The sequence below is a fragment of the Mesorhizobium temperatum genome (genome assembly GCF_002284575.1).
GTDB lineage: Bacteria > Pseudomonadota > Alphaproteobacteria > Rhizobiales > Rhizobiaceae > Mesorhizobium > Mesorhizobium temperatum.
Genome location: NZ_NPKJ01000053.1, coordinates 95,554 through 118,578 on the forward strand (window position 1 = coordinate 95,554; position 23,025 = coordinate 118,578).

Annotated in this window: 20 protein-coding genes, 1 tRNA gene and 1 pseudogene; 10 read left to right on the top strand and 12 right to left on the bottom strand. The window is 63.5% G+C overall.

The window, feature by feature from the left end; translation table 11 throughout:
• Positions 1–34 precede the first annotated feature (34 nt).
• The 8 genes from CIT26_RS38300 to CIT26_RS18355 form a co-directional block, all read right to left on the bottom strand.
• Positions 35–157 carry a hypothetical protein gene (locus CIT26_RS38300; RefSeq protein ID WP_280951116.1) on the bottom strand — a complete coding sequence of 41 codons (123 nt, stop codon included), beginning with the start codon at positions 155–157 and terminating at the stop codon, positions 35–37.
• A gap of 398 nt (positions 158–555) precedes the next feature.
• Positions 556–1,353 carry an ABC transporter ATP-binding protein gene (locus CIT26_RS18320; protein WP_095493875.1) on the bottom strand — a complete coding sequence of 266 codons (798 nt, stop codon included), beginning with the start codon at positions 1,351–1,353 and terminating at the stop codon, positions 556–558.
• 10 nt (positions 1,354–1,363) lie between these two features.
• Complete coding sequence (gene ntrB, locus CIT26_RS18325) at positions 1,364–2,260, bottom strand: nitrate ABC transporter permease (protein WP_095493876.1); 897 nt, start codon at positions 2,258–2,260, stop codon at positions 1,364–1,366.
• Positions 2,261–2,321: 61 nt separating this feature from the next.
• The gene (locus CIT26_RS18330) at positions 2,322–3,638 is read right to left on the bottom strand and encodes a CmpA/NrtA family ABC transporter substrate-binding protein (protein ID WP_095494133.1); all 1,317 of its coding nucleotides are present in this window, start codon (positions 3,636–3,638) and stop codon (positions 2,322–2,324) included.
• A gap of 354 nt (positions 3,639–3,992) precedes the next feature.
• On the bottom strand, positions 3,993–5,231 hold the full coding sequence (locus tag CIT26_RS18335) for a CmpA/NrtA family ABC transporter substrate-binding protein (protein ID WP_167391445.1): 1,239 nt from the start codon (positions 5,229–5,231) through the stop codon (positions 3,993–3,995).
• Between the two features lie 2 nt (positions 5,232–5,233).
• On the bottom strand, positions 5,234–5,833 hold the full coding sequence (locus tag CIT26_RS18340; protein ID WP_023796771.1) for an ANTAR domain-containing response regulator: 600 nt from the start codon (positions 5,831–5,833) through the stop codon (positions 5,234–5,236).
• A gap of 678 nt (positions 5,834–6,511) precedes the next feature.
• Positions 6,512–6,587, bottom strand: a tRNA-Ala gene (locus tag CIT26_RS18350).
• 171 nt (positions 6,588–6,758) lie between these two features.
• Positions 6,759–7,148 carry a TIGR02300 family protein gene (locus CIT26_RS18355; protein ID WP_095494134.1) on the bottom strand — a complete coding sequence of 130 codons (390 nt, stop codon included), beginning with the start codon at positions 7,146–7,148 and terminating at the stop codon, positions 6,759–6,761.
• Positions 7,149–7,343: 195 nt separating this feature from the next.
• Between CIT26_RS18355 and aroA the strand changes: the two genes are divergently transcribed.
• The 3 genes from aroA to rpsA all read left to right on the top strand — a co-directional run bounded on the left by aroA (position 7,344) and on the right by rpsA (position 11,530).
• A complete protein-coding gene (aroA, locus tag CIT26_RS18360) occupies positions 7,344–8,702 on the top strand; it encodes a 3-phosphoshikimate 1-carboxyvinyltransferase (protein ID WP_095493879.1) in 1,359 nt (452 codons plus the stop codon).
• A gap of 275 nt (positions 8,703–8,977) precedes the next feature.
• A complete protein-coding gene (cmk, locus tag CIT26_RS18370) occupies positions 8,978–9,628 on the top strand; it encodes a (d)CMP kinase (RefSeq protein ID WP_095493880.1) in 651 nt (216 codons plus the stop codon).
• A 204-nt stretch (positions 9,629–9,832) separates the two neighbouring features.
• Positions 9,833–11,530, top strand: coding sequence for a 30S ribosomal protein S1 (rpsA, locus tag CIT26_RS18375; RefSeq protein WP_095493881.1), 1,698 nt, complete (start codon positions 9,833–9,835; stop codon positions 11,528–11,530).
• A gap of 150 nt (positions 11,531–11,680) precedes the next feature.
• On the opposite strand, the gene CIT26_RS18380 is transcribed toward rpsA, so the two are convergent.
• From CIT26_RS18380 to CIT26_RS18390, 3 genes are all read right to left on the bottom strand, one after another.
• The gene (locus CIT26_RS18380) at positions 11,681–12,388 is read right to left on the bottom strand and encodes an SDR family NAD(P)-dependent oxidoreductase (protein ID WP_095493882.1); all 708 of its coding nucleotides are present in this window, start codon (positions 12,386–12,388) and stop codon (positions 11,681–11,683) included.
• Between the two features lie 166 nt (positions 12,389–12,554).
• Entirely contained in the window at positions 12,555–14,135 is a 1,581-nt protein-coding gene (locus CIT26_RS18385; RefSeq protein ID WP_095493883.1) for a 5-guanidino-2-oxopentanoate decarboxylase, read from the bottom strand.
• Complete coding sequence (locus CIT26_RS18390) at positions 14,132–14,980, bottom strand: dimethylarginine dimethylaminohydrolase family protein (RefSeq protein WP_095493884.1); 849 nt, start codon at positions 14,978–14,980, stop codon at positions 14,132–14,134. Before CIT26_RS18390 ends, CIT26_RS18385 begins: the two co-directional genes overlap by 4 nt.
• Before the next feature lie 218 nt (positions 14,981–15,198).
• Here CIT26_RS18390 and CIT26_RS18395 point away from each other — a divergent pair, with 218 nt between their 5' ends.
• From CIT26_RS18395 to CIT26_RS18425, 7 genes and pseudogenes are all read left to right on the top strand, one after another.
• Positions 15,199–16,011 (top strand): ABC transporter ATP-binding protein, encoded by an 813-nt coding sequence (locus CIT26_RS18395; protein ID WP_036261459.1) that lies wholly within the window; start codon positions 15,199–15,201, stop codon positions 16,009–16,011.
• 50 nt (positions 16,012–16,061) lie between these two features.
• Positions 16,062–16,856 carry a transporter substrate-binding domain-containing protein gene (locus CIT26_RS18400; RefSeq protein ID WP_095493885.1) on the top strand — a complete coding sequence of 265 codons (795 nt, stop codon included), beginning with the start codon at positions 16,062–16,064 and terminating at the stop codon, positions 16,854–16,856.
• A 216-nt stretch (positions 16,857–17,072) separates the two neighbouring features.
• The gene (locus CIT26_RS18405; RefSeq protein ID WP_095494135.1) at positions 17,073–17,738 is read left to right on the top strand and encodes an ABC transporter permease; all 666 of its coding nucleotides are present in this window, start codon (positions 17,073–17,075) and stop codon (positions 17,736–17,738) included.
• Entirely contained in the window at positions 17,738–18,544 is an 807-nt protein-coding gene (locus tag CIT26_RS18410; protein WP_095493886.1) for an ABC transporter permease, read from the top strand. Before CIT26_RS18405 ends, CIT26_RS18410 begins: the two co-directional genes overlap by 1 nt.
• Before the next feature lie 111 nt (positions 18,545–18,655).
• Complete coding sequence (locus tag CIT26_RS18415; RefSeq protein WP_095493887.1) at positions 18,656–19,657, top strand: Ldh family oxidoreductase; 1,002 nt, start codon at positions 18,656–18,658, stop codon at positions 19,655–19,657.
• Positions 19,658–19,996: 339 nt separating this feature from the next.
• Positions 19,997–20,448: pseudogene (locus CIT26_RS18420) on the top strand (DoxX family protein).
• Between the two features lie 117 nt (positions 20,449–20,565).
• Positions 20,566–21,540, top strand: coding sequence for a complex I NDUFA9 subunit family protein (locus tag CIT26_RS18425; protein WP_095493888.1), 975 nt, complete (start codon positions 20,566–20,568; stop codon positions 21,538–21,540).
• Positions 21,541–21,555: 15 nt separating this feature from the next.
• Here CIT26_RS18425 and CIT26_RS18430 read toward each other — a convergent pair whose 3' ends face one another.
• Entirely contained in the window at positions 21,556–22,926 is a 1,371-nt protein-coding gene (locus CIT26_RS18430) for a cytochrome P450 (protein WP_095493889.1), read from the bottom strand.
• Positions 22,927–23,025 lie beyond the last annotated feature (99 nt).

Here is a 23,025-nt window from a genome sequence, read left to right on the forward strand (position 1 = left end):
GTGGGAGGCACCGCGGATGTTTGGGGGTGAATGATCAGCGGCGCGGCATCGGTGCGTGCAACGAGACCGGGCTCGCCACGGTCAGGTCCTTGCTGGCCAGAAAATCGCGGCGCGTGAAGTCCGCGAGGGACGCGCCAGTTCCGATCCGTTTCGTCATCGTCGTCTCCGGTTGGGCGCCGCTTGGGACCAGCGCCGTCGATCGCGTAAAAACAAAAAAGCCGCCGGCCAGGTCTTCGCGCGTCCGTCCATCCGGGATCGCGTATTGACCTGAGCGGCAGCTTTGCCTGTGGCGCCCGCCATTGGACGCCGTGTCACTTGGCCCTTGCGGACCTACATTCTGAAAAGCAGGAAGCGTGCCAATTCGACAGCGCTCTAGATTATCGAATGAAATCAATGTGAACCGCAGCCGCGCGATTTTTGACCAAGCCCGGCAGCGGATCAAAGATTAGTCAGAATGCCTTGCACAGCAGCATAATATTTGTGCAATGCGGTAGATTGCCCATTGCCGATGCAGATTGCCAATTGTCGAAGATGACGCGTTTTTCGGTCATGGCCTTACTCCGCGGCTTCGACGAAGCGGTGGCGTTCGTAGAGGAACTTCAGCACCGCCTCGCGGCAGCGCAGGAAGGTCCGGTCGGAGGAAAGCTCGATGCGCCGGCGCGGCCGGGCCAACGGCACGGGAAGCACCTCGCCGATGGTTGCCGCCGGGCCGTTGGTCATCATCACAATGCGGTCGGACAACAGCACCGCCTCATCGACGTCGTGGGTGATCATGATCGTCGTCGAGCCAAGCCTCGAATGGATATCCATCACCGCATCCTGCAGATGGGCGCGCGTCAGCGCGTCGAGCGCGCCGAACGGCTCGTCGAGCAGCAGGATCTTGGGCTCCATGGCCAACGCCCGGGCGATGCCGACGCGCTGCTTCATGCCGCCCGAAATCTCGGCCGGACGCTTGTCCCTGGCATGCGCCATCTGCACAAGATCGAGATTGCGCATGATCCAGTCATGCCGCTCGGCCCGGCTCCTGGTACGGCCGAAGACTTTCGACACCGCCAGGTTGATGTTTTCGAAGACGGTGAGCCATGGCAAAAGGCTGTGGTTCTGGAACACCACGGCGCGTTCAGGACCGGGGCTGTCGACCTCCTTGTCTTCGAGCAAAACGGCGCCGGCGGACACTCTCGTCAGCCCGGCGATCAGGTTGAGCAGGGTTGACTTGCCGCAGCCGGAATGGCCGATGATCGAGACGAACTCGCCCTTGTCGATGGTCAGCCGGATGTCCTTCAGCACCTCGCTGACCTGGCCGCCGCGGGCGAAGGATTTGTCGATATGATCGAGTTTCAGATAGGCCGTCATCGCCCCCTCCTCACTTTGCCGTTGTGCCGCGGGTGACGAAGGCGCCGATCGCCGCGACCAGGCGATCGAGGCAAAAGCCGGTGACGCCGATATAGGCGAGCGCAACGATGATGTCGGGCAGCCGCGACGAGTTCCAGGCATCCCAAATGAAGAAGCCGATTCCGACGCCACCGGTCAGCATTTCGGCGGCGACGATGGCAAGCCAGGACAGGCCGATGCCGATACGCAGGCCGGTGAAGATGTAAGGTGCCGCGGCCGGTACCATGATCTTCACGAAGAACTCGAGCTGGTTCAGCCTGAGGATGCGGGAGACGTTGCGGTAGTCCTCTGGAATGTTGCGAACGCCGACAGCGGTGTTGATGATCACCGGCCAGATCGAGGTGATGAAGATGACGAAGATCGCCGATGGGCTGGAATCGCGGAAAGCGGCCAGCGACAGCGGCAGCCAGGCGAGCGGCGGCACGGTGCGCAGGATCTGGAACACAGGGTCGAGCCCGCGCATCGCCCAGATCGACTGGCCGACCAGCGCGCCGAGCGCGACGCCGACGATTGCAGCCAGGCCAAAGCCGATGGCGACGCGCTGCAGCGAGATCAGCACCCGCCAGGCCAGTCCAATATCCTGCGGACCATAGTCGAAGAACGGATGCGCGATCAGATCGTAGGCCTCGTTCCACACCTGGCTAGGTGGCGGCAAGCTGGCATTGGGCGAAGAGCAGGCGATCTGCCAGACGACGAGCATGACGACGATGACGATGGTGGGCGGCACCAGCGTGCTCGCCAGCTTGCCGGCGATCGCGGCGGGGTCGAAGCGGCGCCTCACCTTGGCGGTGAAAGCTATGACCTCTGCGGGCTTGGCGGGCACGGGGAACGCCTTCACCTTGGTGTCCTCGATGGCTTGGACAGACATGTTCGCAAAAAGCTCCTTGAGTAGTACTTGCAGTGACAAGCGGCGGCGCTTGTCGTCGACGTCAGGCCGACGCCTTGATCTCAAGGCTGTCGAGATAGGCGGACGGGTTGGCCGGATCGAAAATCTTGCCGTCGAAGAAGGTCTCGACGCCGCGCGATGAAGACGCCGGGATATCGGCCGCAGCGACGCCAAGATCCTTCGCCGCCTCGCGCCACAGATCTTCGCGGTTGACCTGATCGACCAGCGCCTTGATTTCGGTGGTCGGTGCGAATTTGCCCCAGCGGATGTTCTCGGCGAGGAACCAGCTGTCGTGGCTCTTGAAAGGGTAGGACACGCCGCCCTTCCAGAACTTCATGTAGAGATCGGTACCGGTGGCAACGCGGCCATTGCCGTAGTTGATGTCGCCCTTGAGGCGGCCGATGATGTCAGCGGTCGGCACGTTCATCCATTGCCGCTTACCAATGATGGCGGCCATCTCGTCCTTGTTTTCCAAGGCTTCGCACCATTGCTGGGCTTCCATGACGGCCATCAGGATCGCCTTGGTGGCGTTCGGGTATTTGTCGATGAAGGCGGCGCGCAGGCCGAGCGCCTTTTCCGGATGGCCTTTCCAGAGTTCGCCTGTGGTGGCGGCGGTGAAGCCGACGCCCTGGCGGACGAGTTGCTCGTTCCACGGCTCGCCGACGCAGAACACGTCCATATTGCCGACCTTCATGTTGGCGACCATCTGCGGCGGCGGCACGACGATGGTCGAGACATCCTTGTCGGGATCGATGCCGCCGGCAGCCAGCCAGTAGCGCAACCAGAGATCATGGGTGCCGCCCGGGAAGGTCATGGCGGCCTTCACCTCCTTGCCTTCGGCCTTCTTGGCCGCGAAGGCGTCCTTCAGCTTGGAAGCATCGAGGCCGACGCCGGTACCGGCATATTCCTGCGCGACGGAAATTGCCTGGCAGTCGTAGTTGAGGCGCGCCACGAGCGCCATCGGCATCGGCTGGTTGTTCTGCGTCACCTTGCCGGTGTGCATCAGGTAAGGCATCGGCGTCAGAATATGGGCGCCGTCGATGCCGTTGGCTTCGCCGCCGAGCATCAGATTGTCGCGTGTCGCGCCCCAGGAGGCCTGCTTGAGCACCTCGACATCGGGCATGCCGAATTTTTCGAACAGGCCCTTCTCCTTGGCGATCATCAGCGGCGCTGCATCGGTCAGCGCGATGAAGCCGAGCTTGGCGCCGGTGACTTCAGGCGCTGCCGGCGCCGCATAGGCACCGGACGGCAGCAGCGCGCGTGCCGCCGCCAGCGTTGCCGCGGTGGCCGCGCTCATCATCAGGAAATCGCGGCGCGTTACGCCCGTGAGGGCGGATTGGGTTTTGATGCGTTTCGTCATCGTCATCTCCGTTGGGCGCGGCTTGGGATCTGCGCCGTCGATTGCGTGTTCGACCAAAACAAAAAAGCCGCCGGCCAGGCCGCCGCATCCGTTGATCCGGATCGCGTGTTGACCTGAGCGGCAGCTTTGCCTGTGGCGCCCGCCATTGGACGCCGTATTCAATGGCCCTAAAGGCCTATGGATTACTATGCAGGAACCGTGCCAGTTTGAAGAAACGGTAGATTCAGCAATGAAAACAATCGAGAGAGCGGGCGTAACGGCTGGAGCGCCGGATTGTCGATGCTCATGCGACAGTCACGTTCATTGTGCAGCGGCACAAAAATTGTGCAGTGCACGATAGTGCGCAAGGAATGCTCAACCCGTCGGCATCGCCCAGTCGCGGATGGCGAGATAGTCGTCGATCCTGTCCGGATCGAAGATGCGGCCGTCGAAGAAACCATCCGGACCAAGGACGAGGCTGGCGCCCGCCGAGCCGACCGGCGTGGCAGCGGTCAGGGCCCCCTCGACCTTGGCATTGGCTCCCGGCAGAGCGACGCCGAGCGGCTTCAGCGCTGCGCGATAGAGGTCGGGTCGGTAGGTGTCGCGCGCGAGCGCCATGTGGGCAGCGCTGTGCTTGACCTGCCCCCAACGGACCATCTGCGTGTAGAACCACAGCGCATGGCTCTTCCACGGAAAATTCGCCGCCTTGCCGAAAGGAAGAAAGAAGTCCTCGACGCTCAATTCCGCGACCCCGCCCAGCGCAAGATGTCCGGTCAGGATCGGCATCAGCAGCGCCGGCGAAACGCCGAGGAAGGAAGGCTGCGCCATCAGGGCGGCCAGTTCACCGCGGTTTGCTGGATCCTGGCACCAGCGCGCAGAATGATGCAGCGCACGCAGCAGGGCCGAAAGGGCCTCCGGGTGTTTTTCGGCCCAGGCCTTGCGCACGCCGACGACTTTCTCGGGGCTGGTCTTCCAGATAGCGGCCTTCACCGTGGCGATATGGCCGGTGCCGGCGACGACCGAGGCGCTGTTCCAGGGTTCGCCGACGCAGTAGCCGTCGATCCTGCCGGCGGCGAGTGCGTCGGCCATGAAGGGCGGCGGCACGATGACGATTTCTATTTCGCGCGACGGATCGATGCCGCAGGCCGCGAGCCAGTAGCGCAGTTCGTAATTATGCCCCGAGTGCGGATGCACGACCGCAAAGCGCATCGGCTCGCGACCGGCATTTGCCCGTTCACGGATCAGCACTCCCAGGGCCTTGCCGGCTCGCGCCGGATCGAGGTCGGGCAAGGCGCCGTGCGCGGCCATGCCCGTCCAGAGCGTGTTCGAAACCGTTACGCAGTTGCCGCCCAGTCCCAGCGAGAACGGCACGATCGTGTCGGAGGCGAGCGGGGTGAGCCCCAGATTACAGGCGATCGGCATCGGTCCCAGCATATGCGCCAGGTCGAAATGCCCGATCGCAATACGATCGCGTATGTTGGCCCAGGACGTTTCGCGACTGAGCGTCAGGTCGACGCCTTCGCGCGCGGCAAAGCCGATCTCCCTCGCTGCGACAAGAACGGCACTGTCGAAGAGCGGTATGAAACCGGCATTGATCTGGTGTTCGGCCGCCATGCTCAACTCTCTCCGGGATCCAGAAGGCCTGCCGCCGTCACCAGGCTCTGCGCGATCTCGCTGATCTTGCGGTTCTGGTTCATGGCGGTCTTGCGCAAAAGCGTATAGGCGGCGTCCTCCGACAGGCCGCGCGACCTCATCAGGATGCCCTTGGCACGGTCGATGACCTTGCGGTCCTCCAATTCACTGCGGGCTTCTTCCAGTTCGCGCGCCATTCGCGAGAATGCGTTGAAGCGGCTGATCGCCATGTCGAGAATCGGCTTGACGCGCTCCTGGCGCAGCCCGTCGACGACATAGGCGGAGACCCCTGCTTCCACCGCAGCTTCGATCGAAGCCTGATCCGACCGATCGACGAACATGGCGATCGGCCGCTTCACGACGCGCGAAAGCTGGAACATATTTTCAAGCATGTCGCGGTTGGGGTTTTCGAGGTCGATGACGATTACGTCCGGTTCGATCTCGGCGATCCGCCGCGCTATTCCGGCGACATCGTGAACGACCGTGACCTGCTCATGCCCGGCCTCCCGCAATCCCGCCTCAATGATGGAGGCGCGGATGTGGTTTTCGTCGATCACCAGGACGGTGAGGGATTTCCGGATCATGCCGCATTTTGCGCACGCCGCGCGATTGTGCAATGCGGCATGGTGAGAATTGACGCAGTTATCGCTTCGGGGACTGCCACATGTTCGCAGAGCTGACCCGCTAAGCTTCTTTAAATACCATTTATAGGGTCTACTTTGCTTTTGTATCGCCTGCGCTATTTTTCAGTTTGCGAACCTTGTCTCGCTGGCTAGAAGATTGGAGGTTTCCATGGATCGGCGATCATTTTTGACAGGAATGTTTGGCATTGCTGGGGCAGCAGTCCTTGCGAGCGCAGTTCGGCCAATCAACGCGGTCGCCGGCGTACCGGGCGCCAGAAGCGGCATTCTCGATGAACTCGACGCGCCGGATACGGAAGCCTTCGAGGATGAAGATACTCAAGCGGAGCCGGTCCGCCATTGGCGCTGGCACCGCAGGCGGCGGCGCAGGCGGCGCGCTTGGAGAAGGATCTGCCGTCGTTACTGGCGAAATGGCTATCGGCGCGTCCGGTGCCGTCGCAGGCGTGTTTGGGTCTGGGATTGGTATTATTAGCAGCTAGTGTGCTGAAAACCCCGGTGGTTGCCGGGGTTTTCGCTTCAGACTCGCCGAATACAGCGAAATTATTTCAGGGGACCCGCCCGGTTTTGTCGGGCCTGCCAGTGATAGGCAGGTCTAAAGAGACTGATTTCCTAGGGGAAAACTGGTGGAGCCAATCGGAATCGAACCGACGACCTCTTGAATGCCATTCAAGCGCTCTCCCAACTGAGCTATGGCCCCACTTCCGGCAGTCTACCGGCGCCGTTGCCGGCGAAGAGATCCGGCGCGGGTTGAGACCGCGCCGTTAGTGCAGCGGCTTCTAACCCCGCCTTCCGTCAATATCAAGCCTTCAAGAGCCGCTTTTTATTAAGACGCCGCGAAAGTCGGCAGGCGCTTGCGCCAGAGGCCGGATCAGACTTCGTCGTCGTCGTCGCCGACGCCGATCATGTCGGCGACGTCGTCGTCTTCTTCCTCTTCGTCGGCGAGGAAAGTATCGTCGTCGTCATCGCCGAGGTCCACATCGTCCTCGTCATCGCCGAGATCGGGAAGATCGTCGGGTTTCGCATCCTCGTCCGCCTCTTCGAGCGAGACGACCTCGACGCCCTCTCCCTCCTCGGCGTCCACTTCCTTCTCGGCAACTTCCTCTTCCTCCTCAAGGGCGGCGATCTTGCCTTCCTCGAAATAGGAACGTGGATAGCTCTTGCCAGTATAGGGCGAGACGATCGGATCCTTGTTCAGGTCGTAGAATTTTTGACCCGTTTCGGGGTCGATGCGTTTGGTGCCAAGTTCGGGTTTTGCCACAGCAAGCCTCGTCGATGAAAGTTTGGTCCCCATAACCACAGTTTGCGGCGCTGTCAAAGCCTAAAGCCAGCCTCATAAATCGCCGCGTTGAGCGACCTCTTGCAAGGGGATGACCATTTCCGTCCGCCGTGATACGAGACCGCCCAAACCAAAAGAAAAAGGCCGGCCACCGGCGTTTTCAGCCAGGGAAAAGCCATGTCGCATACTGCCGTCCCGAAACCGGCCACCGCCCGCAAATCGCCAGCGCTTTCCGGCGCGGCGCGGGTACCCGGCGACAAGTCGATCTCGCACCGCTCGTTCATGTTCGGCGGCCTCGCCTCCGGCGAAACCCGCATCACCGGCCTGCTGGAAGGCGAGGACGTGATGCGCACGGGCGCCGCGATGAAGGCGATGGGCGCAAATATAGAGAAGCGCGGCGCCGAGTGGGTGATCCGCGGCACCGGCAACGGCGCGCTGCTGCAGCCGGAAGGCCCGCTCGATTTCGGCAATGCCGGCACCGGTTCGCGCCTCACCATGGGCCTGGTCGGCACCTACGACATGGAGACGACCTTCATCGGCGACGCTTCGCTGTCCGGCCGGCCGATGGGCCGCGTGCTCGAGCCGCTGCGCCAGATGGGCGTGCAGGTGCTGAAGGCGACGCCCGGCGACCGCATGCCGATCACACTGCACGGGCCCAAGCACGCAGCACCCATCACCTACCGCGTGCCGATGGCCTCTGCGCAGGTGAAGTCGGCGGTGCTGCTCGCCGGGCTGAACACGCCCGGCGTCACCACCGTCATCGAGCCGGTGATGACGCGCGACCACACCGAAAAGATGCTGAAGGGATTCGGTGCCAATCTGTCGGTCGAGACCGACGAGCGCGGCGTGCGCCACATCTTCATCGAGGGCCAGGGCAAGCTCACCGGCCAGACGATCGCTGTGCCGGGCGACCCATCCTCAGCCGGCTTCCCGCTGGTGGCCGCACTCATCGTGCCGGGCTCGGACATTACAATTGAAAACGTGCTGATGAACCCGACCCGCACCGGTCTGCTTTTGACGCTGCAGGAAATGGGCGCCCGGATCGACATAGTCGACCCGCGCAATGAAGGCGGCGAGGATGTCGCCGATCTGCGCGTACGCTATTCCGAGTTGAAGGGCGTCACCGTGCCGCCCGAACGGGCGCCGACGATGATCGACGAGTATCCGGTGCTTGCTGTCGCGGCCAGCTTCGCCGAGGGCGAGACGCTGATGCAGGGGCTGGAAGAGTTGCGGGTGAAGGAATCCGACCGGCTGTCGGCAGTCGCGAACGGGCTGAAGGTCAACGGCGTCGACTGCACCGAAGGCGAGGCCTCGCTGGCGGTGCGTGGGAAACCGGGCGGCAAGGGGCTCGGTCAACACCCTAATGGACAGAGCACCATCGTCCAGACTCATCTCGACCACCGCATTGCCATGAGCTTTCTGGTGATGGGACTGGCAACGGAAAAGCCAGTGACCATCGACGACCAGGCGATGATTGCGACCAGCTTTCCGGAGTTCATGGGGCTTATGAAGGGGCTGGGGGCGGAGATTGAGTAACAGTTGATGGCAATCAATAGCCTTAGAGCGTGGGACCAAATTGGAACGTCGGCGGGACAGCGCCCCCCTCTGTCCTGCCGGACATCTCCCCCACAAGGGGGGAGATTGGCGGCTTGGCCGCTCCGCTCAACCCTGCAACTTAGACAATTGGCGAAAGCCGCGATGACGGCCGATCTCCCCCCAAGTGGGGGAGATGTCCGGCAGGACAGAGGGGGGCGCGAAGGATCGCCACGCCTGTCTGGATCATTGCAATTTTCGGTTACGGTGGGCGGCGAATGACTTCGACCTTCACCATCGCCATCGACGGGCCGGCAGGCGCCGGCAAAGGTACCCTTGCACGGCGGCTGGCCGACCACTACCGGCTGAACCTGCTCGACACCGGCCTCACCTATCGCGCGGTGGCCCATGCGCTGCTTCGGATCGGCCTGCCGCTCGACAATGTCTCGGCCGCCGAAACCGCGGCGCGGCAGGTCGACCTGGCCAAGCTCGACCGGTCGGTGCTGTCGGCGCATGCGGTCGGCGAGGCGGCTTCGAAAGTGGCTGTCATCCCGTCGGTGCGACGCATATTGGTCGAAAAGCAGCGCGAATTCGCCAAGGCGCCGCCCGGCGCGGTGCTTGACGGCCGCGATATCGGCACCGTCGTCTGTCCCGACGCCGACATCAAGCTCTATGTGACGGCCAGCGCCGAAGTGCGGGCAGAGCGGCGGCTGGCCGAGATCGAGAGCATCGGCGGCACCGCCAATTTCAACGAGATCCTGGCCGATATCCTGCGCCGCGACGAGCGCGACATGGGTCGCGCCGACTCGCCGCTGAAGCCTGCCGCCGATGCGCACTTGCTCGACACGTCGGAAATGGCTATAGAAGCCGCGTTTCTTGCGGCCAAGGCGATCATCGACGACGTTCTGGCCAAGAGAAACAAAGCCTGAGCCGGGTTTTTCCTCCGTTGCCGATTGCCGGCGGCGAAAAGATACCCATATCGGGCACGAACCAGCCTGCCAGCATTTTTCATGCGCCGGAATTGCCGCTTAGGCGGCCAAGGGCTTTTTTGAAGCCCGGAACGCCGGCAGGCCAACGCAACGCTAACCCACGGCGCCCGCCCCGCTTGAGATGCGGGGCATCCAGGAGAAACTATGTCAGTTGCAAATCCCACTCGCGATGATTTCGCGAGCCTGCTCGAAGAATCTTTTTCCGCCGGTCATTCCGGCGAAGGCCAAGTCGTCAAGGGCACGATCACCGCGATCGAAAAGGACATGGCCATCATCGATGTCGGCCTCAAGGTCGAAGGCCGCGTGCCGCTGAAGGAATTCGGCGTCAAGGGCAAGGAGTCGACGCTCAAGGTCGGCGACACGGTCGAAGTCTATGTCGAGCGCATCGAGAACGCGCTTGGCGAAGCGATGCTTTCCCGTGAAAAGGCCCGCCGCGAAGAGAGCTGGGTCCGTCTCGAAGAGAAGTTCACCAAGGGCGAGCGCGTCGAAGGCGTCATCTTCAACCAGGTCAAGGGCGGCTTCACCGTCGATCTCGACGGCGCCGTGGCCTTCCTGCCGCGCAGCCAGGTCGACATCCGCCCGATACGCGACGTCTCGCCGCTGATGCACAATCCGCAGCCTTTCGAGATCCTCAAGATGGATCGCCGCCGCGGCAACATCGTGGTGTCGCGCCGCACCGTGCTCGAGGAAAGCCGCGCCGAACAGCGTTCGGAAATCGTGCAGAACCTCGAAGAAGGCCAGGTGGTCGAAGGCGTCGTCAAGAACATCACCGACTATGGTGCGTTCGTCGACCTCGGCGGCATCGACGGCCTGCTGCATGTCACCGACATGGCATGGCGCCGCGTCAACCATCCGACCGAAATTCTCAACATCGGCCAGACGGTCAAGGTGCAGATCATCCGCATCAACCAGGAAACCCACCGCATCTCGCTCGGCATGAAGCAGCTCGAGAGCGATCCGTGGTCCGAGATCGGAACGAAATTCCCGATCGGCAAGAAGATCAAGGGCACCGTCACCAACATCACCGACTACGGCGCGTTCGTCGAGCTGGAGCCGGGCATCGAGGGCCTCATCCACGTTTCGGAAATGTCGTGGACGAAGAAGAACGTGCATCCCGGCAAGATCCTGTCGACGACGCAGGAAGTCGACGTGGTGGTGCTCGAGGTCGATCCGGCCAAGCGCCGCATTTCGCTCGGCCTCAAGCAGACGCTTGAGAACCCGTGGCAGGCTTTCGCCAGCAGCCATCCGGTCGGCAGCCAGGTCGAGGGCGAGGTCAAGAACAAGACCGAGTTCGGCCTGTTCATCGGCCTCGAAGGCGATGTCGACGGCATGGTCCATCTTTCCGACCTCGACTGGACCCGTCCGGGCGAGCAGGTGATCGAGGAGTACAATCGCGGCGACATGGTCAAGGCGCAGGTGCTCGACGTCGACATCGACAAGGAGCGCATCTCGCTCGGCATCAAGCAGCTGGCCAAGGACACGGCCGGCGAGGCGGCGACTTCAGGCGAACTGCGCAAGAACGCGGTCGTCACCTGCGAGGTCACCGGCGTCAAGGATGGCGGTCTGGAAGTGCGGCTGGTCGAGAGCGGCATCGAGACCTTCATCAAGCGCTCCGATCTCAGCCGTGACCGCGACGAGCAGCGCCCCGAGCGCTTCACGGTCGGCCAGAAGGTCGACGCCCGCGTCATCGCCTTCGACAAGAAGACCCGCAAGCTGCAGGTCTCGATCAAGGCGCTGGAAATCGCCGAGGAGAAGGAAGCGGTTGCCCAGTACGGCTCGACCGACTCCGGCGCTTCGCTGGGCGACATCCTGGGTGCCGCGCTGAAGAAGCAGGGCAGCTAGGTCCACTAACGCCGCGCCTCGCGCGGCCTGTTAAAAAAACCCCGCCGGAGCGATCCGGCGGGGTTTTTGTTTTGACCATGGTCAGAGCATCGTAACCCAAACGTGGCAAACCGATTTTGGGAAATCCGCGCTCTAAAACAAAGAGATAAATCAGGCCCTGCCGTAAAGCGGCACCAGCGTGCCGCTCATCGCCAGATTGGCCGGCGAAGCGAGGTAAGCAATGGCCTCCGCGGCCGCTTCGAGGCTAACCCATTTGCCGAAATCGGCGGCCGGCATGTCAGCCCGGGTGGCCGGCGTGTCGAGGGTCGAAGGCGCGACCGCGTTGACCAGAATGCCTTTGCCCTTGAGTTCTTCCGCCATCGCCACCGTCATTGCCGCGACCGCCGCCTTGCTGGCGGCATAGGCGACCATGCCGGAACCGCGCCGCAGGTCGAGCCCGGCGCGCGCCGTGACATTGACGATGCGGCCCGACACGGAAGATTCCAGCATCGAGCGGATCGCCGCGCGGCAGCACAGGAAGGTGGTGCGGGCGTTGGTGTCCATCATTTCGGTAAAGGACGCGGGCTCGATCTTCTCGACCGGCGCGGCGGTGAAGCCGCCGGCCAGATGGATGGATGCCCACAAATCCGTAACACTGGCGTAGAACGCATCGACCTTGGCGGGGTCGGCGAGATCGACATTGTGCGCCAGCATGACGCGCTCATGTGCCGGGAAGGGAAAATGCGCGGGCGCGGCGGCATGGGCATTGGGCACATGGCAGACCGCGCCCTGCTCCAGCAGTTTGCCGACAACCGCGCCACCGAGCGCCCCGGTGCCGCCGGTCACCACAACATGCCTGCCGTCCAGTGTATCCGTCATCTTCGACCGCTCCAGTCACTCATATGCCGCTGCTCGCCGCTGCCGAAGGTCGCGCCTTTCGCGGGATCACTCAACCGAAATCTCGATGACGCGGCGTCGTTTGCGCGCCTCGAGCCGGCGGCTATCCGACGAGGATCGCATCCCCAGGCAGACGCTGCCACAGCACTCAATCGACAGTGATTTCGATGACATACGGCAGTCCGGTCGCCCGCGCGCGCTGGAGTGCGTCTGCCAGATGACCGATGCCGGCGAGCCGCTCGGCGGCAATGCCATAGGCTTCGGCCAGCTTGCAGAAATCAGGCGGCGCCGGCGAGACGCCGACCGGCTCGACGCCGACATCGAGCATCGAGGTTTCGATTTCGCGATAGCCGCGATTGTTCCAGACGACGAAGATCACCGGCGCCGCAGCGTCGAGCGCGGCGCCCAGTTCGGGCAGGGTGAACTGGAAACCACCGTCGCCGGTGAGACAAACGACCGGCGCATCAGGCACGGCAAGGGCCGCACCGATCGCCGCCGGCGGACCATAGCCCAGCGCGCCGAAGCCGGTGGCGGCGTTGAACCAGCCGCCCGGTCGGTCGTGATCGTAATAGAGGTTGGCGGCATAGACCGGCTGGGTCGAATCGCCGACGATGATCGAGCCCGGCAACGCATCGCGGATCGCCTCGACGGCGCGTGTTTGCGCCTGGAGGCTCGGGCTGATTTCGGCGAAGGCCGCTTGCCTTGTTGCAGCGGCGCGAGCCGGACCGTCGTCCGATGGCGGCTGGCCCTTGCCGATTTCGGCAAGCAGCGCCTCGAGTGCTACGCCGCAATCGGCGTGGATCGAAATCCGGGCCGGCCGGCGGGCAAGCTGGTCGGCGCCGATGTCGATGCGGATCAGACTGGCCGGCAGGACAAAGCCGCCGTCGCCATACCCATCATAGTCGGTCGGGCCGAATTCGGTGCCGGCGGCAATTACCAGATCTGCGTCGGCCATCAGTGCACGCACCGCCTTCAGACTGGGGCTCGCCGGCACGGCAAGCGGATGGCGATGCAGCAGGCCGCGGGCATTGGCCGTCTGGACAACCGGCGCTCCCAGCCTTTGCGCAAGGCGCTGCAACGGCGCTTCGGCTCTCTTGGCGCCGCCGCCGGCAAGGATCAGCGGGCGGCGGGCAGCCGCGCAAAGCCTTGCCGCCTCTGCTATCGCCGCCGCATCCGGTTCGGGCGGCGCGACATTCGTCAGCAAAGCCGCGATGCTGTCGGCCGGCTTGACCATGACGTCGGTCGGGATCTCGATATGGACCGGACCGGGACGCGATGACGAAAACAGGGCGAAGGCGCGGGCAAGAACGCCCGGCAGTTCGTCGGCGTCGCTGACACGGTGCGAGAACAGCGCGACCTTCTCCATCATGCCGCGCTGGTCGGGCAGTTCGTGCAGGTGGCCAAGGCCCTTGCCCAGCGTCGGCGTGGCGTTGACGCCCGAGATCACCAGCATCGGAACCGAATCGGCACGGGCCTGGCCCATGGCGGTGATGGTGTTGGTCAGCCCCGGTCCGGTGATGACGAAGGCGACGCCCGGCCTGCCGCTGGCGCGCGCATACCCGTCGGCCATGAAGCCGGCGCCCTGCTCATGACGCGGGGTGACGTGGCGGATCTTCGACCGCGCCAACCCGCGATAGAGTTCGACCGTATGCACACCGGGAATGCCGAAGACCGTGTCGACATCATGGGCTTCGAGCAAAGTGATGAGCGCTTCGCCGACTGTCGTCATTGTCTGAGCACCGGACGTGTGAGGCAAGTCGGGCCGCCCTCGCAGGCGATGCACAGCGCGTCCGCCTCGAAGGTCGAAACCCTGCAGCCGGCGGTCGCCATGGCCGCCGCCGTCTTCGGGAAGCCGGCAACGGCGATCACCTCGCGCGGCGCGGTCGGCAGCACATTGAGGCTGAGACCGTTGGAGGCGAAGAACTCCCCGGCGTCGCCCTCGACCAGGCGAATGCCTCGCGCCCGCAGCATCTGGTAGAAGGCAGCCGGTAAAAGCGGTGCATAGACCAGCGCCAGATCGTCGGCGAGCGGACTGATCACCGACATCAGATGCAGGCAGGCCTCCTCGCCATGCCAGAGCGGCAGGTCGTAGCCATAGACCTGGATACCCTTGGGGGTGAGCAGGTTGGCGAGTTGCTGGATGCCGTCCTGGTTGGTGCGCACGCCGCGGCCGACGGCCAGCGTCCGTGAACCCACCCAGACGCAATCGCCGCCCTCGACCTGTCCGGGATGCTCGATGCGGCCGAGGATAGGCACGCCCATGCGCCTGTAGGCCGCCTCGTGCAGGCCGGGCTCGGCCCGGCGCAGCGCCTTGCCCATGGCAAGGATGATGGCGCCGTGGTCGGTCATCAACGAAGGATCGTGCGTGAAGACGGAATCGGCAAGCCCGTCATCGACGTCGGTCAGCCATTCGATCTCGGCGCCGGATGCCAAAACCAGCGTCGTCAGCGCCTCATACTGGGCAGCGGCTTTTTGCGGATCGAAGCCGGGGCCATAGTGCCATTCCGATGCTCTGGCGCGGGGCATGGCGCTTGCGGCGGACCGCATCAGCACGCGCTGCAGGGTCCCTGCCATGGACTGCGACCCGTATGCTTTACCCACCAAGTGCTCCTGAAATATCCCATCCAGCCAATAGCCACTCAGCATGCCGTGATCAATGGTCCAAAAAGCATGGTTGACGGAGGCAAGCGGAACGGTCCATCTTGAGAATGAGAAGTCTGTCCAGTGATGGTAATGGGTAATAAATTCCAGCAGCGACGGGTCCAGCCGCTTCGTGAGGCACCCCAAAGGTGATAGCCCAAGGCACGGCTCCCGCCCTGAAGTATACGGCGCAGAACGACGCCGCCGAAGCCATCCATGTCGAGAACCTGCATAAAAGATTCGGCGAACTGCATGTGCTGAAAGGCGTTTCGCTGTCGGCGCGCGACGGTGAGGTCATCGCCATCATCGGCGGCAGCGGCTCGGGCAAGTCGACGCTGCTGCGCTGCATCAATTGCCTGGAGAACCCGACCAGCGGAATCGTCCGCGTCAATGGCGAGGAGATCCGGATGAAGGCCGACAGTCACGGCCACACCGTTCCCGCCGACCGCAAGCAGATCGAGCGCATCCGTTCCAAGCTCGGCATGGTCTTCCAGAATTTCAATTTGTGGAGCCACATGACGCTGATCGAGAACGTCATCGAGGTTCCGGTGCATGTTCTGGGCGTCAAGCGCGACGTGGCCATCGCGGAGGCCGAAAAGCTGCTCGCCCGCGTCGGCCTGGCCGAAAAGCGCGATGTCTATCCGGCCTATCTGTCGGGCGGCCAGCAGCAGCGCGCGGCTATCGCCCGGGCGCTGGCCATCAATCCGCGCGTCATGCTGTTCGACGAGCCGACCTCGGCGCTCGACCCGGAACTGATCGGCGAAGTGCTGAAGGTGATCGGCGATCTGGCGCGCGAGGGCCGCACCATGGTGCTGGTGACCCACGAGATGAAGTTCGCCCGCGAAGTCGCGACGCATGTCGTCTACCTCTACAACGGACTGGTCGAGGAAGAAGGGCCGCCGGAGCAGATCTTCGGCGCGCCCAAATCCGAAAGGCTGAAGCAATTCATCCGCAACATCGGTTAAGCCGAGGCGGATGGAAAAACGGGAACAACAACAAACTGGGAGTTATTGAAATGAACACCGTCCTTAAGACATTGGCCGCAGCGCTATTGCTCGGTGTCGCTGCGATGGGCATCGCCAAGGCCGAGCCGGTCAAGATCGGTGTCGCTGCCGAACCCTATCCGCCGTTCACCTCGCCGGATGCTTCCGGCAAATGGGTCGGCTGGGAGATCGAATTCATCGACGCGGTCTGCGCCGAGCAGAAGCTCGATTGCGTTATCACCCCGGTTGCCTGGGACGGCATCATCCCGGCGCTGACGACCAAGAAGATCGATGTGATCGCCAGCTCCATGTCGATCACCGACGAGCGCAAGAAGACGATCGACTTCTCCGACAAATATTACAACACCCCGACCGCCATTATCGGGCCGAAGGACCAGAAGTTCGGCGCCACCCCGGAAGATCTCAAGGGCAAGATCATCGGCGTGCAAGTCTCGACCGTGCATGCCGACTACGTCAAGAAGCACTTCACCGAAGCAGCGGAGATCAAGGAATACCAGACCCAGGACGAAGCCAATCAGGATCTTGCCGCCGGCCGTCTCGATGCGGTGCAGGCCGATTCCATCGCGCTCGACGCCTTCCTGAAATCGGATCAGGGCAAGCAATGCTGCGATATGAAGGGCACGGTCGCGCCGGATCTGGCAATCCTCGGGCCTGGCGTCGGCGCCGGCGTCCGCAAGGAAGACACCGAGCTGAAGGAGAAGATCAACGCCGGCATCAAGGCGATCCGTGCCAACGGCAAATATGACGAGATTTCGAAAAAATACTTCGATTTCGACATCTATGGCGACGACACACAGTCGAACTGACGGCGTGCATCCCTGAGCGAATAACCACGCGGCGCAGACAGCGCGCCGTGTGGCTTCGTCGAACTCTACCCATGCGAGCTTTCCGCTGACGGCATCGCCGGCGGTATTGGCGCCAGCAATTCGGGGGCGACGCTGATCGACGCATTTCTTCCGGCCTCTGTGGCCCGCATCATCGAACTGCTTTCGCCGACGCCGCCTGGCTGGGGCGGAACGCTTCTGGTCGGACTGCTCCACTCGGTCGAGATCGCTGCCGGTGCTTTCGGTCTCGGCCTCGTGATCGGGATTTGCGGTGCGTATGGCAAGCTCTATGGCGGGCCCGTGGTGCGCGATCTGCTGGCAGTTTATACAACGATCGTCCGCGCCGTGCCGGAGCTGGTGCTGATCTTGCTGCTTTATTATGCCGGCACCGATTTGATCAACCAGCTGCTGACGGCAATGGGATATCAGCGCATCGACATCAGCGGGCTGGTGGCCGGCATTGCCGTGCTCGGCTTCGTCCAGGGCGCCTACTCGACCGAGGTGATGCGCGGCGCGATCCTTGCCATTCCGCAGGGCCAGATCGAAGCCGCGCGCGCCTATGGCATGTCTCCCGGCCTGCTGCTGCGACGCATCACGCTGCCGGCGATGCTGCCCTTCGCCATACCCGGCCTTGCCAATCTCTGGCTGATCGCCACCAAGGACACCGCCCTGCTGGCGGTCGTCGGCTTCTTCGAGCTGACATTGGCCACGCGGCAAGCGGCGGGCGTAACCAAAGCCTATCTTACATTCTTCCTCGCCGCAGGCGTGATCTATCTTCTGTTGACGCTGGTCTCCAATCTGATCATCGGCCGCATCGAACTCCGGGCTCGGCGCGGCATGCCCTCCCTCAAGGAGGCGCGTTGATGGCTGGCGAAGCGATCATCATCAATGTTGCCCGAGCGTCGCTGTGGCTGCAGCCGCACCGCATCGTGCTGATCCTGATCGCGCTGGCGCTGGTTCTCGCGGCCGCCTTCTTCATGCGCTGGGACTGGCTGCCGCAATATTACGAGATGGCGCTTGTTGGCATCTGGCGCACGCTCTGGATCCTCGCCGTCACCTGCACACTGGGCTTCCTGCTCGCCGTGCCGCTCGGGCTGGCGCAGGCTGCCGGCCCTTTCTGGCTCGCGGCGCCTGCAAAGGCCTTCTGCACCGTCATCAGGGGAACGCCGCTGCTGCTGCAGCTCTGGCTGCTCTACTATGGGCTCGGCTCGCTGTTTCCGCAGTATCCATGGATTCGCGAGTCCTGGATGTGGCCGTATCTCAGGCAAGCCTGGCCCTACGGCGTCCTGGCGCTGACCCTGTCCTTCGCCGGCTACGAGGGGGAAGTGATGCGGGGTGCCTTTGCCGGGGTGCCGAAAGGGCAGTTGGAAGCGGCGCGTGCGTTCGGCATGAGCCGCTGGAAGATCCTCCGGCGGATCTGGCTGCCGCAAGCCTTCTACCGGGCGCTGCCGACGCTGACCGGCGAAACCGTGCTGCAGCTGAAATCGACGCCGCTGGTGGCGACCATCAGCGTGATCGACATATTCGCCGTCTCTTCCAAGGTGAGGCAGAGCACTTTCCTCACCTATGAACCCTTGCTGCTCCTGGCGTTGATCTATATGGCGATCACCGGCATCCTGGTCTTCGCCCTTGGCAAGATCGAGGCGCGGATCCCGAACAAGATCGGGTAGTGAGTGGCGAGTAGTAAGTAGTAAGCAGCTCACTGCCTCCCCATTCACTACGGACTACTCACTACTTACTCTCACTACAGACTACTCACTACTCACTCAGGAACGGCTAAGATGCAACTCAGTCTCGACCAGGCGACAGGGCTGTGCCGGATGGCGGCGCTCGGCGCCGGCGCCAATGAGGAAGCGGCGCGGTCGCTCGCAGCCTCCATCGTAGCGGCCGAGGCGGAAGGTCTGTCGACGGTCGGACTGTCGCATTTCATCGACTATCTCGAAGCGCTGGAGGCCGGCCGCATCGACGGCAACGCCGAACCGGTCATCACCAGGCCGGCTTTGGCGATCTATCTGTCCGACGCGCGCGGCGGTCTGGCGCATACCGGTTTCGACCGCACGATCGACGATCTCGCCAAGGCGGCGCGCCTGTTCGGCGTTGCCATCTTTTCGCAGAAGAACGCCTATACATGCGGCGCGCTCGGCTATTTCACCGGGCGGCTGGCCGCGCAGGGACTGGTGTCCTTCGCCGCGACCAATGGACCGGCCGTGCTTGCCGGCTCGGGCTCGGTCAAGCCGGTCTACTGTACCAACCCAATGTCCTTCGCCGCGCCCGCCGCCGATGGAGCGCCGCTGGTGATCGACCAGTCGTCGAGCGCCACTGCCTTCGTCAACATCCGCAAGGCGGCCGAGGACGGCAAGAAAATTCCAGAAGGCTGGGCACTGGACGCGAGCGGCAACCCGACCACCGATCCCGCCGCCGCCATGAAAGGCGCAATGCTTGCCTTCGGCGGCCAACGCGGCGCCAATATCGCGCTGATGGTCGAAGTGCTGGCGGCGGGCCTGTCTGGCGCCAACTGGTCGCTCGATGCGCCATGGTTCAGTGGCGGACCGGACAGTCCCGGAACCGGCCTCTTCGTGCTGGCCGTCGAGCCCAAGCTGCTCGATCCGGATTTCGAGAAGCGCATGAAAGACCAGCTCGAACGGTTGCGCCGTCGCTACGGCGTGCATGTGCCCGGCCGTGCCCGGGCCGAAGCGGCGGAGAAGGCCGCGGCGCGAGGCATAACGGCGCCCAAGGCCGTGGTGCAGCGCATTTCGGAATTCGCCGCCCGGTATTCTTCCTAAAAAGTTTGGCTGCGATTTTTTTCGCCGTCGCTGAACCTTTTTGCGCGGTGCCGCGACCAATGCCTGTCCGGGGTGGGGTTTGCCCGGGCGGTGACATCCGGTCGAATGTCCAGGGCTGGGGCGGGCGTTTCACACCGTCCTGATACCGTCTCAGGTCAGGCCGCCTCGTCGGACCCTGACTCGGACTTGGAAGTCACCCGGAAAACCCCGCTTCGGCGGGGTTTTCTGCGGCCTCTCGCATCTGGTCAGTTAACATGCCTCTTCTAGTCAACTTTTGTTCATTTGACTCTAACCAAGGTGGTCGGGTGTTTGCGCGGAGCAGCAAAAAGAGGAGCCCCAATGTCCGCAAGCACCGACAATTCCAGCAGAAGCCTTTTCGTCCCGGCCCTTGGCAGCCTTTATGCGGCGCTGAACACCGCCACCGAAACCATCCTGCGTGCCGTGGCCGGCATCTTCCTACCGTCCACGGCTCGCGTAAGATCACCGATCCGTTTGGCGCCGCCGAGATGGTCGAGGGCCTCGGCTTCTATCCGGGCGCATTTTGGTCCCTGCTCTTGGCATGCACCGAGTTCTTCGGCGGCATTTTCATCGCAATAGGCCTCTTGACCCGCCCGGCCGCCTTCGCCGGAATGTTCGTGCTTCTGGTCACGGTCTGGTTCCACTGGCTCACCATGGGCGAGGGCTTTTCGGGCGCCGAAAAATCGCTGCTGTGGGCGGCGATCCTGTTCTTCTTCGTCATTCGCGGCGGCAACCGACAATCGGTCGACGCACGCATCGGCAGGGCGTTCTAACGCGGTCGAAAACAGGGGTCCCCGGCGACTTATCGTCGCTTTGCCTTTGGCGCGAAACGGACTAAGAAACGGCTTCAGTCAAGCACCAGTAAATCTGGAACTGCGCCGGAGCCAGCAATGACCGAAATCCTGCAGACCCCAAAGCTCGTCGTCGTGTTCGGCGGCTCCGGCTTTGTCGGCCGCCATGTCGTCCGAGCGCTGGCCAGGCGCGGCTACCGCATCAGGGTCGCCTGCCGCCGGCCCGATCTCGCTGGCCATCTGCAGCCGCTCGGCAATGTCGGACAGATCCAGCCGGTGCAGGCCAATGTTCGCGTGCGCTGGTCGGTCGACCGCGCCGTGCAGGGCGCCGATCATGTCGTCAACCTGGTGGCCATCCTGCATGAGAGCGGCCGGCAGAAATTCACGTCCGTCCACGAATTCGGTGCACGCGCGGTCGCCGAAGCGGCGCGCGCCGTCGGCGCCGGCCTCACCCATATCTCGGCGCTGGGCGCCGATCTGAACGCGCAATCGGACTATGCGCGCACCAAGGCGCTCGGCGAAAAGGCGGTTCTGGAAACGATCAGCGATGCCGTCATCTTGCGGCCGTCGATCAATTTCGGGCCGGAGGACAGCTTCTTCAACCGCTTCGCCAACATGGCGCGCTATTCGCCGGTCCTGCCGCTGATCGGCGGCGGGCAGACCAAATTCCAGCCGGTCTATGTCGGCGATGTCGCCGAGGCGGTGGCGCGCTCGGTCGACGGCAAAGTCCAGGGCGGCCGGATCTATGAGCTTGGCGGACCGCAGGTGCTCACCTTCAAGGAATGCATGCAGGAAATGCTCGCCATGATCGACCGCAAGCGGCTTCTGGTGTCGGTGCCGTGGTGGGTGGCGAACATGCAGGCGTCGATCCTCGGGCTTTTGCCCAATCCGCTGCTGACCAAGGATCAGGTCCTGCAATTGCGCGAGCATAACATCGTGTCGGAAGCGGCAACCAGGGAAAACAGGACGCTCGCCGGCCTCGATATCCAGCCGCAGTCGATCGGCAGCATCCTGCCGAGCTATCTCTGGCGCTACCGCGCCTCGGGCCAGTTCCAGCGCAAGACCGCGGCCTAGCCAATCAGGCGCTCACTAAAGGCGCCGCGTGACCTGCATCGGCAGGCCGCCCTGCGGTTGCGTCGTCAGTTTCTGCACCGGCCACGGCCTGGTCTCGGCGGTGGTATCGAAGCGGAAGCGCGACAGCATGATCGCCAACGCGATGATCGCCTCCTGCATGGCAAAGCTGGCGCCGATGCAGACGCGAGGACCGGCGCCGAACGGCAAATACTGGAAACGGTCGATCTTCTCGCGATTCCCTGGATGAAAGCGTTCGGGCATGAAGGCGTCGGGCCTGTCCCACAGCTTGCGATGGCGGTGGACGACCCAGGGCATGACCAGCACCGCGGCGCGCCTCGGTATGTAGAGGCCGTTCCAGGTTTCGGGCTCGATAGGCTCGCGGTTGATCGACGGCGCCGGCGGATAGAGCCTGAGCGCCTCGTCGAAGGCGGCGCGGGTGAACGGCATGGCGTCGAGCCACTTTGTCGGGTCGGGCTCGCGCGCCAGCACCGCATCGATTTCGCGCTCGATCTTTTCGCGCTCCCAAGGCGCTTCGGCCAGGCAGTAGAGCGTCCAGCCAAGTGCCCGCGCCGTGGTCTCGTGACCGGCGCCGATGAAGGTGATGATGTTGTCCTCGACCTCGGCGCGTGTCAGCCCGTCCGGTCCCTCCGCCTTGAGCAAAAGCGTGAGAAAATCCTGCGGCACCCTGTCCGGATCGCGCTTGAGCCGCTCTTCGCGCATCTTGACTGTGTCGGTAACGATCTTGCGGAAATAGGCCATGGTCTTGCGGCCGCGGATGCGGGTCAGGCGCGGCAGCCAGTCAGGCGCCCGCAACAGGTCGAGCGGATCAACCCGGCCCATGGTCTCGAATAGCCGGTCGATCTCCTTGGCGAAGCTGCCCGGCTCGCCTGATATCTCGCCGGAAAACAGCGTCTCGGCCAGGATGTCAAAAGTAAGCAGCGTCATGTCGTGAGCGATGTCCGATGTACCGCCGCCCTCGTAGCGCGTGACGAACTCCCGCGTGCGCCTCAGCATCGGCTCGGCAAAACCGAATATGTGGCGCGGCGTGAACACCGGCGCCATCGCCTTGCGTGAACGCCTCCAGACCTCACCCTCGGCGGTCAGCAGGCCGTCGCGCAGGATCGGCCGCAGGATCATCTGGCGCACCGTCGCCATCTTGTAATTTTTGGCATTGTCGACCAGCACGTGGCGAATGAGGCCGGGGTCGTTGGCGATGACCAGCGGCCCGCCGATGCCGGTCACCGATATCCAGGGCTGGTTGTAGGTCGGCTCGCCCCACAGTTCGAGCGGATTGCGATAGACGATGCGGATCATCTCGAGCGTCGACGGCGGCGAGGTACGCGGCTTCGGCGCCGGCGGGACGAAGGGGGCGGGCTGACTGTCCATGGCGTGCTCCGCTGGTCACCTCAATGTAGTGGCTGGCAAGGCAAGCGTCCATGTCGCCGGCTCTCCGGAATGTGGCCGGGCACTGGAAGTGCCTGATCG

Bases quoted from the DNA above. Each gene is read 5' to 3' on its own strand.
- CIT26_RS18340 (WP_023796771.1), bottom strand. From the start codon at position 5,833: ATGATCCGGAAATCCCTCACCGTCCTGGTGATCGACGAAAACCACATC.
- CIT26_RS18400 (WP_095493885.1), top strand. From the start codon at position 16,062: ATGAACACCGTCCTTAAGACATTGGCCGCAGCGCTATTGCTCGGTGTC.
- CIT26_RS18390 (WP_095493884.1), bottom strand. From the start codon at position 14,980: ATGGCAGGGACCCTGCAGCGCGTGCTGATGCGGTCCGCCGCAAGCGCC.
- aroA (WP_095493879.1), top strand. From the start codon at position 7,344: ATGTCGCATACTGCCGTCCCGAAACCGGCCACCGCCCGCAAATCGCCA.
- CIT26_RS18330 (WP_095494133.1), bottom strand. From the start codon at position 3,638: ATGACGAAACGCATCAAAACCCAATCCGCCCTCACGGGCGTAACGCGC.
- CIT26_RS18380 (WP_095493882.1), bottom strand. From the start codon at position 12,388: ATGACGGATACACTGGACGGCAGGCATGTTGTGGTGACCGGCGGCACC.
- CIT26_RS18410 (WP_095493886.1), top strand. From the start codon at position 17,738: ATGGCTGGCGAAGCGATCATCATCAATGTTGCCCGAGCGTCGCTGTGG.
- CIT26_RS18430 (WP_095493889.1), bottom strand. From the start codon at position 22,926: ATGGACAGTCAGCCCGCCCCCTTCGTCCCGCCGGCGCCGAAGCCGCGT.
- cmk (WP_095493880.1), top strand. From the start codon at position 8,978: ATGACTTCGACCTTCACCATCGCCATCGACGGGCCGGCAGGCGCCGGC.
- rpsA (WP_095493881.1), top strand. From the start codon at position 9,833: ATGTCAGTTGCAAATCCCACTCGCGATGATTTCGCGAGCCTGCTCGAA.
- CIT26_RS18415 (WP_095493887.1), top strand. From the start codon at position 18,656: ATGCAACTCAGTCTCGACCAGGCGACAGGGCTGTGCCGGATGGCGGCG.
- CIT26_RS18320 (WP_095493875.1), bottom strand. From the start codon at position 1,353: ATGACGGCCTATCTGAAACTCGATCATATCGACAAATCCTTCGCCCGC.
- CIT26_RS18385 (WP_095493883.1), bottom strand. From the start codon at position 14,135: ATGACGACAGTCGGCGAAGCGCTCATCACTTTGCTCGAAGCCCATGAT.
- CIT26_RS18335 (WP_167391445.1), bottom strand. From the start codon at position 5,231: ATGGCGGCCGAACACCAGATCAATGCCGGTTTCATACCGCTCTTCGAC.
- CIT26_RS38300 (WP_280951116.1), bottom strand. From the start codon at position 157: ATGACGAAACGGATCGGAACTGGCGCGTCCCTCGCGGACTTCACGCGC.
- CIT26_RS18425 (WP_095493888.1), top strand. From the start codon at position 20,566: ATGACCGAAATCCTGCAGACCCCAAAGCTCGTCGTCGTGTTCGGCGGC.
- ntrB (WP_095493876.1), bottom strand. From the start codon at position 2,260: ATGTCTGTCCAAGCCATCGAGGACACCAAGGTGAAGGCGTTCCCCGTG.